Annotated in this window: 14 protein-coding genes; 9 read left to right on the top strand and 5 right to left on the bottom strand. The window is 67.3% G+C overall.

Going from position 1 to position 12,862, the window contains the following annotated elements; genetic code table 11:
• Window positions 1-20: 20 nt before the first annotated feature.
• A complete protein-coding gene (locus HWW87_RS07245) occupies window positions 21-986 on the top strand; it encodes a phosphotransferase (protein ID WP_175819751.1) in 966 nt (321 codons plus the stop codon).
• A 12-nt stretch (window positions 987-998) separates the two neighbouring features.
• Here the strand turns inward: HWW87_RS07245 and HWW87_RS07250 are convergent, their stop codons facing one another.
• Together HWW87_RS07250 and HWW87_RS07255 are read right to left on the bottom strand one after the other, a co-directional pair.
• On the bottom strand, window positions 999-1,577 hold the full coding sequence (locus HWW87_RS07250) for a polysaccharide deacetylase family protein (protein WP_175819752.1): 579 nt from the start codon (window positions 1,575-1,577) through the stop codon (window positions 999-1,001).
• A 16-nt stretch (window positions 1,578-1,593) separates the two neighbouring features.
• Window positions 1,594-2,148 carry a hypothetical protein gene (locus HWW87_RS07255; RefSeq protein ID WP_175819753.1) on the bottom strand — a complete coding sequence of 185 codons (555 nt, stop codon included), beginning with the start codon at window positions 2,146-2,148 and terminating at the stop codon, window positions 1,594-1,596.
• Window positions 2,149-2,431: 283 nt separating this feature from the next.
• On the opposite strand from HWW87_RS07255, the gene HWW87_RS07260 reads away from it, so the two are divergent.
• On the top strand, window positions 2,432-2,914 hold the full coding sequence (locus HWW87_RS07260; RefSeq protein ID WP_175819754.1) for a DUF2501 domain-containing protein: 483 nt from the start codon (window positions 2,432-2,434) through the stop codon (window positions 2,912-2,914).
• 163 nt (window positions 2,915-3,077) lie between these two features.
• Here the strand turns inward: HWW87_RS07260 and HWW87_RS07265 are convergent, their stop codons facing one another.
• Window positions 3,078-3,443, bottom strand: coding sequence for a hypothetical protein (locus tag HWW87_RS07265; protein ID WP_006488152.1), 366 nt, complete (start codon window positions 3,441-3,443; stop codon window positions 3,078-3,080).
• Window positions 3,444-3,710: 267 nt separating this feature from the next.
• On the opposite strand from HWW87_RS07265, the gene HWW87_RS07270 reads away from it, so the two are divergent.
• The 3 genes from HWW87_RS07270 to HWW87_RS07280 all read left to right on the top strand — a co-directional run bounded on the left by HWW87_RS07270 (window position 3,711) and on the right by HWW87_RS07280 (window position 7,168).
• The gene (locus HWW87_RS07270; protein ID WP_175819755.1) at window positions 3,711-5,147 is read left to right on the top strand and encodes an aldehyde dehydrogenase family protein; all 1,437 of its coding nucleotides are present in this window, start codon (window positions 3,711-3,713) and stop codon (window positions 5,145-5,147) included.
• A gap of 123 nt (window positions 5,148-5,270) precedes the next feature.
• Window positions 5,271-6,461 carry a nitronate monooxygenase family protein gene (locus tag HWW87_RS07275; protein ID WP_175819756.1) on the top strand — a complete coding sequence of 397 codons (1,191 nt, stop codon included), beginning with the start codon at window positions 5,271-5,273 and terminating at the stop codon, window positions 6,459-6,461.
• A gap of 65 nt (window positions 6,462-6,526) precedes the next feature.
• Window positions 6,527-7,168, top strand: coding sequence for an OmpW family outer membrane protein (locus tag HWW87_RS07280; protein ID WP_175819757.1), 642 nt, complete (start codon window positions 6,527-6,529; stop codon window positions 7,166-7,168).
• A 75-nt stretch (window positions 7,169-7,243) separates the two neighbouring features.
• On the opposite strand, the gene HWW87_RS07285 is transcribed toward HWW87_RS07280, so the two are convergent.
• Entirely contained in the window at window positions 7,244-7,447 is a 204-nt protein-coding gene (locus HWW87_RS07285; protein WP_027784516.1) for a DUF1289 domain-containing protein, read from the bottom strand.
• Window positions 7,448-7,865: 418 nt separating this feature from the next.
• On the opposite strand from HWW87_RS07285, the gene HWW87_RS07290 reads away from it, so the two are divergent.
• From HWW87_RS07290 to HWW87_RS07305, 4 genes are all read left to right on the top strand, one after another.
• The gene (locus HWW87_RS07290; protein ID WP_175819758.1) at window positions 7,866-8,960 is read left to right on the top strand and encodes a polyamine ABC transporter substrate-binding protein; all 1,095 of its coding nucleotides are present in this window, start codon (window positions 7,866-7,868) and stop codon (window positions 8,958-8,960) included.
• Between the two features lie 87 nt (window positions 8,961-9,047).
• On the top strand, window positions 9,048-10,208 hold the full coding sequence (potA, locus tag HWW87_RS07295) for a polyamine ABC transporter ATP-binding protein (RefSeq protein ID WP_175819759.1): 1,161 nt from the start codon (window positions 9,048-9,050) through the stop codon (window positions 10,206-10,208).
• On the top strand, window positions 10,205-11,131 hold the full coding sequence (locus HWW87_RS07300; RefSeq protein ID WP_050015507.1) for an ABC transporter permease subunit: 927 nt from the start codon (window positions 10,205-10,207) through the stop codon (window positions 11,129-11,131). Before potA ends, HWW87_RS07300 begins: the two co-directional genes overlap by 4 nt.
• Window positions 11,128-11,949, top strand: coding sequence for an ABC transporter permease subunit (locus tag HWW87_RS07305; protein WP_175819760.1), 822 nt, complete (start codon window positions 11,128-11,130; stop codon window positions 11,947-11,949). The genes HWW87_RS07300 and HWW87_RS07305 overlap by 4 nt, the downstream gene beginning before the upstream one ends.
• A gap of 102 nt (window positions 11,950-12,051) precedes the next feature.
• Here HWW87_RS07305 and HWW87_RS07310 read toward each other — a convergent pair whose 3' ends face one another.
• A complete protein-coding gene (locus HWW87_RS07310; protein ID WP_175819761.1) occupies window positions 12,052-12,858 on the bottom strand; it encodes a sulfite exporter TauE/SafE family protein in 807 nt (268 codons plus the stop codon).
• Between the last annotated feature and the right edge of the window lie 4 nt (window positions 12,859-12,862).

Here is a 12,862-nt window from a genome sequence, read left to right on the forward strand (position 1 = left end):
ATGCAACGAGTAGGAGTGACGTGAAAACGCTGGAACCGTGGCTACACCGGTACTGGAACATCGGGCCGGCGCGCCTGCAGGCGCTGGCGTCGGGCCATACTAACAAAACGTATCTCGTCGAGTGCGAGGCGGGGCGCACGGTGCTGCGCGTGTCGTGGGCCGGCAAGCCGGTCGGGCAGATGCGGCGCGAGGCGTCGATACTCGGTCATCTCGGCGAGGCGCGCACGGCGTCGAAGCTGCCCGCGCTGCCGCGACTGCGACCGACCGTCGGCGCGCAAACCGGCGTGCAGACGCCCGACGGAAGCTGGCTGCATCTGTTCGAGCATATCGACGGCCGTCCCGGCCTGCCGGACGCCCCGCACGCGGGGGCGACCGATGCGATGCGCACGCTCGCGCATCTGCATACGGCGCTGGCCGCGATACCCGCGAGCGAAGCGGCGCCGCTGGCGTGGTTGTCCGCCCGTCATGCGCGCGTCGCGGCGCGCGCGATGCCGTCGCTGCCGGCCGACCTGCGCGACGCTTACGACACGGTGATCCGGCGGATCGGCGCGCATCTCGACGCGGCGGCCTCGTGGCTGACGGGGCCGGTGCATTGGCTGCACGGCGACTATCACGCGGGCAACCTGCTGTATGTCGGCAACGCGGTAAACGGCGTGCTGGATTTCGACGATGTGGGGCAGGGGGCGCAATGGCTCGAGGCGGCGTTTGCGTCGTTCGCGCTGTCGCGCGATGCGGGCCGGGACGATGGCTTCGTGTTCGACCGAGGGCGATGGGTGGCCGGCGTGCAGGCCTATGCGGCGACGCGGCCCGATGCGGCGCCGCAGTGGCTGCGCGACAACCACGACGCGCTGATGGCGCTGTTCTGCGCGGACCAGACGCTGATCCATCTCGAAGCCGCGCAGCGCGGCCTGTGGATGCCGGGGCCCGGCATCGGATTCCTCGGCGGCTGGCGCCGGTTGCTGGACGAGGCGGCGCCCGCCGGTTAGCTGGCCGTCGCGTCAGCGCTGCCGGTTCAGGAACAGCCGCACGGCTTCGACCGTGTTGGGCCGGGCGTCGCCGTGCCGCGATCCGTCGTGCAGGCAGAACAGCACGTCGCGATGCTGCGCCGCGCAGGCGTCGACGTGCGCGCACATCGCGTCGAACAGCGCCTGCGGCGATGGCGCCGGTCGCTGCCAGTCGTCCAGTATCGCGGTCCAGCCCGTGTGTTCGCGTTGCAGGTGCGCGAGCACGGCGGCGCGATCGTCCTGCGGCATCAATCCGTACGGAAGACGCAGCGGGATCGCGTTCGGCGCGGCAAGGCCGGCGCGGCGGTAGACGTCGCGAATCAGCGTATCGGTCGTGTGGATTTCGTCGATCATTGCGGCGTCAGCGAGCGCGCCCGGCCTGGCATGCGAATGGGTGTGATTGCCGAGCCGATGGCCTTCGCGCACGATTCTCGTCGCGACGTCGAGCGCGCCCGCCAGGTGCTTGCCGAGCACGAAGAAGGTCGCCGCGCATGATGCATCGCGCAGCACGTCGAGCAGCGCAGGCGTCGAGGGGCCGGGGCCGTCGTCGAAACTGAGGTGAACGGATGTCATGGGTCGCCCGGGCCGCTCACTGAACCGGCTCGATGGCCAGCGGGCATGTGCCGACCGGACGCAGCCGGGCACCTGTCCATTCGTAGAAGAACCGGGCCGCTTTTGCGTTGCCGTCGTCACAATCGTCGTTGAAGCAGCCGGCGACGATCAGCAGCCTGCTGCCGGCACGGAAGTCGACGCGCTCGTCGTCGTTGCCCATCACGCCCGAGACGGCCTTCACGCCGGGCATCGTGTACGTCGCGCCCGTGTTCTTGTCGACGATCGCGAAATTTCGGCAATCCGTTCCGCAACCCCAGATCGCGACGCGGTAGTGACCGGCAAAATTGGCCGGTTGCGCGAATTCGTCGCGAATGACGGTTCGGTACAGGCGCGCTTCGTTGCTGGTGAGCCGAGGCGCGGCAGCCGGTTTGCGCGGCGCGGGGGCTGTGGCCGGTGCCGGATAGCGGTCGAACGAAGGCGATGCGCAGGCCGCGGCCGCCGTGGCTGCGGGCGCGGCACCGGCGGCACCGGCGCCGGCCATCAGCGCGGTTGATGCGCCCGCGCTCAGCAGAAGTCGATGGGCAAGCGCCACGCGAGTGTCCTTCATGTTCGAGGTGGATGTCGGGCCGCAGCGGCCGAATGGCCGGCGACGACGATTCTATGACGCTTCGCGCGGGCCGGCGACACGGAATGGCGGTCGCGCGCCTGTCGAACCCGCGATGCCGCGCGGAATCTCCCGTCAAGCATTGTCAAATCGCCGCGATATCACGATGCCTGACGTTTCATGCCGGCCGCGAGGCTGTCATGCCCCGGTCGATTGCGTATCCTTGGATACGATTCGCGGTACTCACGCAGTCACAACCGGGAGGCTTTACATGAATGCACGTCTTTACCGCGCGACCGTTGCCGGCGCGCTGATCGGATTGCTCGCGCCGTTTTCGGTCGCCCATGCGCAACTGGGCGACGTCCTGAAGCAGGTCGGCGGTGGTGGCGATTCGGGCGGCAGCGCGGGCGGGGCGCTCGGCAACCTCGGCGGCCTCGGCGGCGCGCTGGCGGGCGGCGGCGGTGCGTCACTGACGCCGGGCAGCACCGGCAACGTCGCGGGCCTGTTGCAGTTCTGCATCCAGAACAACTATCTCGGCGGTGCAACCGGCGGCGGCGCGTCGTCGGTGAAGGACGCGCTGTTGGGCAAGCTCGGCGGCAACGCGTCGTCCGACAGCGGCTATACGAGCGGCGCGAGCGGGATCCTCGACGCAGGCAACGGCAGCAAGCTCGACCTGAGCGGCGGCGGCCTGAAGCAGCAGGTGACCAAGCAGGTTTGCGACAAGGTGCTGACGCAGGCCAAGTCGCTGCTGTAAACGCATCGGCACGCATCGCGCGTGCCGGCACAGGGGCGGTGCGCATGCACCGTACCCCGTCGTCATTCCGGCCGTTACGTTCGTCACGGCGAAAAGCGCGTCGCGTCAGGCGATGTCGCGACCCGCGCGCAGGCGCCGCCTGCGCGGCTCACGCCTGCGCGGCTCAATCGGCCAGCCGCTTGTCCGCGAGCGCCTTGCAGCAGTCTTCGTACACCCATTGCACGAGTTTGGCCCGATAGTCGAGATCGTCGGTATCGACGATTTCCTCGACCGCGTCGCGCGCCCACGACGCGTCGACGAACCCCGCATGCCGCTTCGCGATGTCCTGCGCGAGCGCCGCAAGCCTGGCGACCGACAGCCAGTCGGCCTGGCGGTGATGACGGTCGAGCCAGCGGTGCGCGGCCTGGACCTGGAACGCGGCGTCCGGCCAGGATTCGTTGAGGTAAAACGCGCCGAGGTTGCCGCAGGTGAGCCAGCAAAGCAGCTCCAGGCGGTCTTGCGAGCCGAGGGTATGGGATGCGTCGGACATGGCAGCGCTCACGAAGTGCGTCGATTCCGGGCGGCGCCGGCCGCAACGGGCCGGTGCCGATAATAAAAACATAGCACGATGCAGGCCCGGCCGCGCACCCGGGTGGATGCTGACGTGGCGGTGGCCACACAAATGCGTCGCCAGCATGTGCAACTGGCGGCGGAGCACTGGCGCGAGGGTGCGCCGGTTCTTTCGAACGGCTGTCATTCGTCACACCAGCCACCGAAACGCTCGCTAGAATGTCGGCTTCCCTGGAGGCGGAAAACGATGAAAATCTACGACCAGTTCTACATCGACGGCGCATGGCGCAAACCGGCCGGCACCGGCACGATCGACGTGATCGATTCGGGCACCGAAGCCGTGATCGGCCGGATTCCCGAGGGCGTCGCGTCCGACGCCCAGGACGCGATCCGCGCGGCGCGCGCGGCCTTCGACGCCTGGGCGGCCACGCCGGCCGCGACGCGCGCGGGCTACCTGCGCAAGATCGTCGAGCATCTGCAGGGACGCAGCGAAGAACTCGCACAGTCGATCACCGGCGAAGTCGGCATGCCGATCAAGCTGTCGCGCGCGATCCAGGTCGGCGGACCGATCTACAACTGGAAGGCGTACGCGAAGCTCGCCGAATCGTTCGAATTCGAGGCGCAGGTCGGCAATTCGCTGGTGGTGCGCGAGCCGGTCGGCGTCGTCGCGGCGATCACGCCGTGGAATTACCCGCTCAACCAGGTCACGCTGAAGGTCGCGCCGGCGCTGGCGGCCGGCTGCACGGTGGTGCTGAAGCCGTCCGAAGTCGCGCCGCTCAACGCGTTCATGCTCGCCGAAGCAATCCACGCGGCGGGGCTGCCGGCCGGCGTGTTCAATCTCGTGTGCGGGTATGGCCCGGTCGTCGGCGAGGCGCTGGCCACCGATCCGGACGTCGACATGGTGTCGTTCACCGGCTCGACGCGCGCGGGCAAGCGCGTGGCCGAGCTGGCGGCCGCGGGCGTCAAGCGCGTCGCGCTGGAGCTGGGCGGCAAGTCGGCGTCGGTGATCCTCGACGACGCCGATTTCGCGACGGCGGTGAAGGGTACGGTCAACGCGTGCTACCTGAACGCGGGGCAGACCTGCTCGGCACACACGCGGATGCTGGTGCCGGAAGCCCGCTATGACGAAGCGCGCGAGATCGCGAAGGCCGCGGCCGAAACGTACGTCGCGGGCGACCCGCGGCAGGACGCGACGCGCCTCGGCGCGCTGGCGTCGGCCGCGCAGCAGCAGCGCGTGCAGGCGTACATCCAGCGCGGGATCGACGAAGGCGCGGAACTCGTGACGGGCGGCACCGGTTTGCCGGCAGGGCTCGCGAAGGGCTTCTTCGTGAAGCCGACCGTGTTCGGCCGTGTCGATCCGAAATCGACGATCGCGCAGGAGGAGATCTTCGGGCCGGTGCTGTCGATCATCACGTATCGCGATGAAGACGAGGCCGTGCGGATCGCGAACGATTCGCCGTACGGGCTCGGCGGCGCGGTGTGGGCCGGTAGCGACGAACGTGCGATGCGTGTCGCGCGCCGCATCCGCACGGGGCAGGTCGACATCAACGGCGGCACGTGGAACGGCGCCGCGCCGTTCGGCGGCTTCAAGCAGTCGGGGCACGGCCGCGAGAACGGCGTGTACGGGCTCGAAGAGTATCTCGAATACAAGTCGATGCAGTTGAAGCCGGCGAAGCCGGCCTGAGCGCTGCTCGCGGCCTGAACCGGAAACGGCACGCTCGCGTGCCGTTTTTTTGTTGACGGCCGTCAAGATGCGCAGCGGTGGATCGTCGATCATCGCGGTTCCGATGTTCCGACGAGGTTTCAGATGACCGTACGCACTTCCTTTCCGCCGCTGACGATTCGCGGCCGCACCTTGCTGCCCGTCGTGCAGGGCGGCATGGGCGTCGGCATCTCCGCGCACCGGCTGGCGGGCAGCGTCGCGCGCGAAGGCGCGGTCGGCACGATCGCGAGCATCGACCTGCGCCACCATCATGCGGATCTGCTCGCGCGTTGCCGCGCGCAACCCGATCGCGCGACGCTCGAAGCGGCGAACCTCGACGCGCTCGCGCGCGAGATCCGTCTCGCGAAAACGTACAGCGAAGGGCGCGGGATGATCGCGGTCAACGTGATGAAGGCGGTGAGCGCGCATGCGGACTACGTGCGGGTCGCGTGCGACGAGGGCGCGGATGCGATCGTGATGGGCGCGGGCCTGCCGCTCGACCTGCCCGATCTCACGCAAGGGCACGACATCGCGCTGATCCCGATCCTGTCGGACAGCCGCGGGATCGCGCTGGTGCTGAAGAAGTGGATGAAGAAGGGGCGCCTGCCCGATGCGATCGTGATCGAGCATCCGGCGCACGCGGGCGGGCACCTCGGCGTCACGCAGATCGACGACATGCACGACGGCCGTTTCGATTTCGCGCGCGTGCTCGACGAGACCGCGCAGGTGATGGCGTCGCTCGGCATCGCCCGCGACACGATCCCGCTGATCGTGGCCGGCGGGATCAACAGTCACGACACGGTGCGCGCGGCGTTCGCGGCCGGTGCGAACGGCGTGCAGGTCGGGACGCCGTTCGCGGTGACGGAAGAAGGCGATGCGCATCCGCATTTCAAGCGCGTGCTCGCCGATGCGACGCCCGACGACATCGTCGAATTCGTCAGCGTGACGGGGTTGCCGGCACGCGCGGTGAAGACGCCGTGGCTCGATCGCTACCTGCGCAACGAGACGCGCATTCGCAACAAGCTCGGCGCGCTGAAGCAGCGCTGTCCGACCGCGCTCGAATGCCTGAGCGTCTGCGGGCTGCGCGACGGCATCGAGAAATTCGGCCACTTCTGCATCGACACGAGGCTCGCGGCCGCGCTGCGCGGCGACGTCGCGAACGGGCTGTTCTTCCGCGGCCGCGAAGCGTTGCCGTTCGGCCGCGCGATCCGCAGCGTGCGCGATCTGCTCGACCTGCTGTTGACGGGCAGTGCGACCGAACCTGCGGCAAACCGTCCCACGTTTACGCTGGCTTGACCAATATCAAGATGACGAAAAGACCCTACAGGGAGAATGGAAACCATTCTTTGGGGGTCCGTACCATGCATAAAACGATTCGAACTTGTGTCACCGCAGCCGCCGTCATGGCCGGCGTCGTCGCGATGCCGTCGCTGTCGTACGCGGCGTCGCCGGGCGACGGCATCAACCAGGGTGACGTACTGGTCCGGCTGCGCGCGATCAGCATCCAGCCGAACGAGCGCGCGAGCGATACGCTCGGCGCGATCAACACGGGCGTGAACAACGCGATCGTGCCCGAGCTCGACTTCACGTACATGATCCGCGACTACCTCGGCGTCGAGCTGATCCTCGGCACGTCGCGGCATCAGCTGACGTCCAGCCTCGGCAATCTCGGCGGCGTGGGCGTGCTGCCGCCGACGCTGCTGCTGCAGTATCACTTCAATCATGCGGGCAAGGTGCGCCCGTACGTCGGCGCCGGGTTGAACTACACGTACTTCTACAACAACGGGCTCAACGTCGGCGGGGAGGGCGTGTCGATCAACAAGAGCAGCTTCGGCCCCGCGCTGCAGTTCGGCGTGGACGTGCAGTTGACGAAGAAGGTGTTCATGAACGTCGACGTGAAGAAGATCTGGATGAGCACCGATGCGACGCTCGGCGACAAGGGCATCGGCACGCTGCACATCGATCCGCTGATCGTCGGCGTGGGCGTCGGGATGAAGTTCTAGACGCGACGGAAAAAGAACAGAGTTGGGGTTGGCGGCATGGCGGTCGGCATGCCGCTCTTTTTTTGCGCGGCGGATTTACAGCTTGTCGTACTGGAAGCGCATCGCGGTGCCTTCGCGCGTGATGCGCTCCCACACCGCGCGCTTTTCGTCGTCGCTCAGGAACACCCAGTTCGACACTTCGCCGGCCGTGCGGCCGCAGCCCTTGCAGACTTCGTCGAAGAGCGTCGAGCACACGCCGATGCAGGGGCTGTCGGGGAGGTCGTGAAGATTGGAGGCCATCGAAAGGGTTCGCGCAGTTGAATCGTCAGCCGCCATTTTAATGCATCGCGGCGGCCCGGCCGGATGCGGGCGCCGGCATGCTGTCCCGGCGCGGGAGCGGGACAGTTCGGCCGGCGTCAGGCGCGGGCGCCGAGCGGGCGCACCCGGCATGCGAACGCCGATTCGTCGCGGTCCGTTTTTCCCGGTGGACAGCCGCCGATTACCCGATAGAATTCCTCCGGAACGCCCCGCCGCACGGGCGGCCCCACAGGCCGGCGGCGGGAATCTGTTCCGTTTGCGCGACACCGGCATGATTTTTTTGTGACGGGGCGCGAATGATGGTAGTTTTCGGGGTTTTCGAGGGGCGGCGCGCCATAATGCGCCGCCATGACGAGGCAGAAGGCAGCCGGGCAACGCGTCCGGCCGGAGGGAGAACGGGATGAAAGCAAAGGTAGTGGGCCGGTTCGCAGCGCTCGCGCTGTGCGTGGGTGCATCGGCGGCAGCGGCGAAGGATACGCAGCTCAATGTCTATAACTGGTCGGACTACATTGCGAAGGACACGATCCCGAACTTCGAGAAGCAGGCAGGCGTCAAGGTCCGCTACGACAACTACGACAGCGACGACACGCTGCAGGCGAAGCTGCTGACGGGCAGCTCGGGCTACGACATCGTCGTGCCGACCAGCAACTACGCGGGCAAGCAGATCGCCGCCGGCATCTTCGCGCCGCTCGACAAGTCGAAGCTGCCGAACCTCAAGTACCTCGATCCGCAACTGATGGCGCTCGTCGCCGGCGCGGACCCGGGTAACAAGTACTCGGTGCCCTGGGCGTACGGCACGACCGGTCTCGCGTACAACCTGACGAAGGCGCAGCAGGCGCTCGGCAAGGTGCCGCTCGACAACTGGGACATCCTGTTCAAGCCGGAAAACCTGTCGAAGCTGAAGACCTGCGGCGTGTCGGTGCTCGACGCGCCGGACCAGATGTTCGCGGCGGCGCTGCACTACATCGGCAAGGATCCGATGAGCACGAACCCGGCCGACTACAAGGCCGCTATGGAAGTGCTGAAGAAGATCCGCCCGTACATCACGCAGTTCAACTCGTCGGGCTACATCAACGACCTGGTCGGCGGCGACATCTGCTTCGCGTACGGCTGGTCGGGCGACGTCGTGATCGCGAAGCATCGTGCGATCGAGGCGAAGAAGCCGTACAAGGTCGAGTACTACATTCCGAAGGGCGGCGCGCCGGTGTGGTTCGACGTGATGGCGATCCCGAAGGATGCGAAGAACAAGGAGGCCGCGCTGCAGTGGATCAACTACATCGAGGATCCGAAGGTGCACGCGGCGATCACCAACGCGGTGTACTACCCGAGCGCCAATGCCGAGGCACGCAAGTACGTGCGGCCCGACGTCGCGAACGACCCGGCCGTCTACCCGCCGGCCGACGTCGTGAAGACGCTGTTCCTGCTCAAGCCGCTGCCGCCTGAAATCCAGCGTCTGCAGACGCGTCTGTGGACCGAGCTGAAGTCGGGCCGCTGACGCGAGCCGGAGTGAACCCGCAGTCCATGAAGCCCCTGGTGCCCCCGGGGGCTTTGTTCGTCTAACGCAGGAGAGAAGCAGCACATCATGAATAGCCAGTCGGGCGCGCCGGTCGCAGGCGCGCCGTTCTCCGTTTCCTCCTCCGGCGCCGATGCGCGCGCCGAGAACTTTGTCCAGATCGTCGACGTCGTCAAGAAATTCGGCGACACCGAAGCCGTGCGCAGCGTCAACCTGACCGTGCGCCAGGGCGAGCTGTTCGCGCTGCTCGGCAGTTCGGGCTGCGGCAAGTCGACGTTGCTGCGGATGCTCGCGGGTCTCGAGACGGTCACGTCGGGCAAGATCCTGATCGACGGCGAGGACCTCGCGCAGATGCCGCCGTACAAGCGGCCCGTGAACATGATGTTCCAGTCGTATGCGCTGTTCCCGCACATGTCGGTCGAGTCGAACGTCGCGTTCGGGCTGAAGCAGGAAGGCACGCCGAAGGCCGAGCTGAAGGCGCGCGTCGCGTCCGCGCTCGAACTCGTGCAGATGGGCAAATATGCGAAGCGCAAGCCGCACCAGCTGTCCGGCGGCCAGCAGCAGCGTGTTGCCTTGGCCCGCTCGCTGGTCAAGCGCCCGAAGCTGCTGCTGCTCGACGAGCCGATGTCCGCGCTCGACAAGCAGATCCGCCAGCGTACCCAGATCGAGCTCGTCAACATCCTGAACAAGGTCGGCGTCACCTGCATCATGGTCACGCACGACCAGGAAGAGGCGATGACGATGGCGAACCGCATCGCGGTGATGAGCGAAGGCCAGATCGTGCAGATCGGCTCGCCGAACGAAGTGTACGAATACCCGAACAGCCGCTTCTCGGCCGAATTCATCGGCTCGACGAACCTGTTCGACGGCGTGACGGTCGAGGACGAACCCGATCACGTGTACATCGAATCGCCGGAACTGCCGAGCCGGCTGTACGTGAGCCACGGGATCTCGGGCCCGCTCGGGATGCCGGTCACGGTGTCGGTGCGCCCCGAGCGGATCGCGCTCACGCGCAAGCCGCCCGAAGGCGCGTTCAACTGGGCGCGCGGCCGGATCAGCAACGTCGCGTACATGGGCGGCTATTCGCTGTATCACGTGAAGCTCGACGGGGGCAAGACGGTGATCGCGAACGTGTCGAGCCTCGCGATTTCCGAACTCGACACGCCGTCGCTCGGCGATGAGATCTACGTGCGCTGGAGCGCGACCGCCGGCGTGGTGCTGACGTCATGAACGCGTTCAAGTCCCTGCTCGAGTGGCCGGTGCGGCGCTTCAACCTGACGGGCGCCACGGCGGTCGTCGCCGGGCCGTTCACGTGGCTCGTGCTGTTCTTCCTCGTGCCGTTCGTGCTCGTCGTGAAGATCAGCTTCGCGGAGCTGCAGCTCGGCATCCCGCCGTATACGGAACTCGCGTCGTACGCGGACGGCGTCGTGCACGTCGCGCTGAACCTGTCGCACTACGCGTTCCTGTTCACGGACAGCCTGTATTTCGCGACCTATGTGAACTCGGTGTGGGTCGCCGCGATCACGACGCTGCTGTGCCTGCTGCTCGGCTATCCGATGGCGTATTACATCGCGCGCTCGAACCCGGCCACCCGCAACCTGCTGATGATGGGCGTGATGCTGCCGTTCTGGACGTCGTTCCTGATCCGCGTGTACGCATGGATCGGGATCCTGAAGAACAACGGGCTCCTGAACAACTTCCTGATGTGGATCGGGCTCACCCATACGCCGATCGAGCTGTACCGCACGAACTACGCGGTGTACATCGGGATGGTGTATTCGTACCTGCCGTTCCTCGTGATGCCGCTCTACGCGCACCTCGTGAAGATGGACCTGCGCCTGCTCGAAGCCGCGTACGACCTCGGCGCGAAGCCGTGGAAGGCGTTCGTGCAGATCACGCTGCCGCTGTCGAAGAACGGGATCATCGCCGGCTGCCTGCTGGTGTTCATCCCGGCGGTCGGCGAGTACGTGATTCCGGAACTGCTCGGCGGCGCGAATACGCTGATGATCGGCCGCGTGATGTGGAATGAGTTCTTCAACAACGCGGACTGGCCGATGGCGTCTGCCGTGACCTGCGCGATGGTGCTGCTGCTGCTCGTGCCGATGGCGATGTTCCAGCACTTCCAGGCGAAGGAACAGGGAGGCCGTCGATGAAGCCGAACCGCTACCTGCAGTTCGCGGCGCTGTTCGTCGGCTTCGCGTTCCTGTACATCCCGATCATCAGCCTGATCGTCTATTCGTTCAACGAGTCGAAGCTCGTCACCGTGTGGTCGGGTTTCTCGTTCCGCTGGTATGAGGCGCTCGTCGAGGACGACGAGCTGCTGACGGCCGCGTGGCTGTCGCTGAAGATCGGCGTGCTGACCGCGTTCGCGTCGGTGTTCATCGGCACGTGGGCCGGCTTCGTGCTCGCGCGGATGGGGCGCTTTCGCGGCTTCGCGCTGTTCAGCGGGATGATCAACGCGCCGCTCGTGATTCCCGAGGTGATCCAGGGGATCTCGCTGCTGCTGCTGTTCATCGAGCTCGCGAAGTGGATCGGCTGGCCGGCCGAGCGCGGCGTGTTCACGATCTGGCTCGGCCACGTGATGCTGTGCATCTCGTACGTCGCGATCATCGTGCAGTCGCGCGTGCGCGAGCTGAACCCGTCGCTGGAGGAAGCCGCGCTCGATCTCGGCGCGACGCCGCTGAAGGTGTTCTTCACGATCACGCTGCCGCTGATCTCGCAGGCGCTGATCGCGGGCTGGCTGCTGTCGTTCACGCTGTCGATCGACGACCTCGTGCTGTCGGCGTTCCTGTCGGGCCCCGGCTCGACGACGCTGCCGCTCGTCGTGTTCTCGCGCGTGCGCCTCGGCCTGAACCCGGAGATGAACGCGCTCGCGACGCTGTTCATCATCGCGGTGACGGCCGGCGTCGTGATCGCGAACTTCGTGATGCTGCGTCAGGAACGCAAGCGGCTGGCGGGGTTCGCGACCTGACACACCGGTTGCGGCCGTCATGAAAAACGCCCGGTGCCGACGACGAGTCGGGCCGGGCGTTTTGTTTGTCGGCGCGTGACGATCGCCGGCCGTCGCCGGCGTTCATGCGCCGAACGCGGCCTTGGCCAGCAGCCCGAGCGCGACGCACACGAGCACGGCCGCAAAACCGGCCTGCACGTGCCGCGCGGCGAGGTGGCGCGACGCGCCGCGGCCGGCGGCCATGCCGAGCGCGGTCGCGACGGTGAACCACAGCGTCACGTCGAGCGGCGCGCGCGTGCCCGACACGAGCGTCGCGAGCACGCCGCCGGTGCCGACCAGCGCGATCACCATCAACGACGTCGCGACCACGCCATGCATCGACACGTTCGTGAACTTGCGCAGCATCGGCACGATCACGAAGCCGCCGCCGACGCCGAGCAACCCCGTCATCAAGCCCGTGACCGCGCCGGTCGAAGCCAGCGCGACGCCGACCGGCCAGGACCACACGAGCCGGCCGGTATCGGGATTGATGCGGCCGACGCACAGCGGCGACGCGTCCGCATCGACGGCCGCCTGTCGCAGCGCCTGTCGCAGCAGGCGGCCGGCGACGACCAGCATCGTCAGCGCGAACAGCGTGAGCAGCAGGCGCTGCGGCAGCACGTGCGCGAGCCGCACGCCGAGCGTGGTCAGCGGCACGCCGGCCACGGCCATCAGCAGCGCCGCGCGATAGCGCACGAGCCCGCGGCGAAAGCCTTCGAGCGCGCCGAGCGCGGCGCTGCCCGCCACCGCGACGAGCGCGACGGGCGTGGCCTGCTGCATCGGCCAGCTCATCCCGACGACGAGCGCGGGCACCGCGAGAATGCCGCCGCCGGCGCCGGTCAGACCGAGCACGGCGCCGACGAAGCCGCCGAGTACGAGGGAAATCAGCATGACG

This window comes from Burkholderia sp. BCC0419 (assembly GCF_902830285.1).
In the GTDB taxonomy this organism is placed as follows: Bacteria; Pseudomonadota; Gammaproteobacteria; order Burkholderiales; family Burkholderiaceae; genus Burkholderia.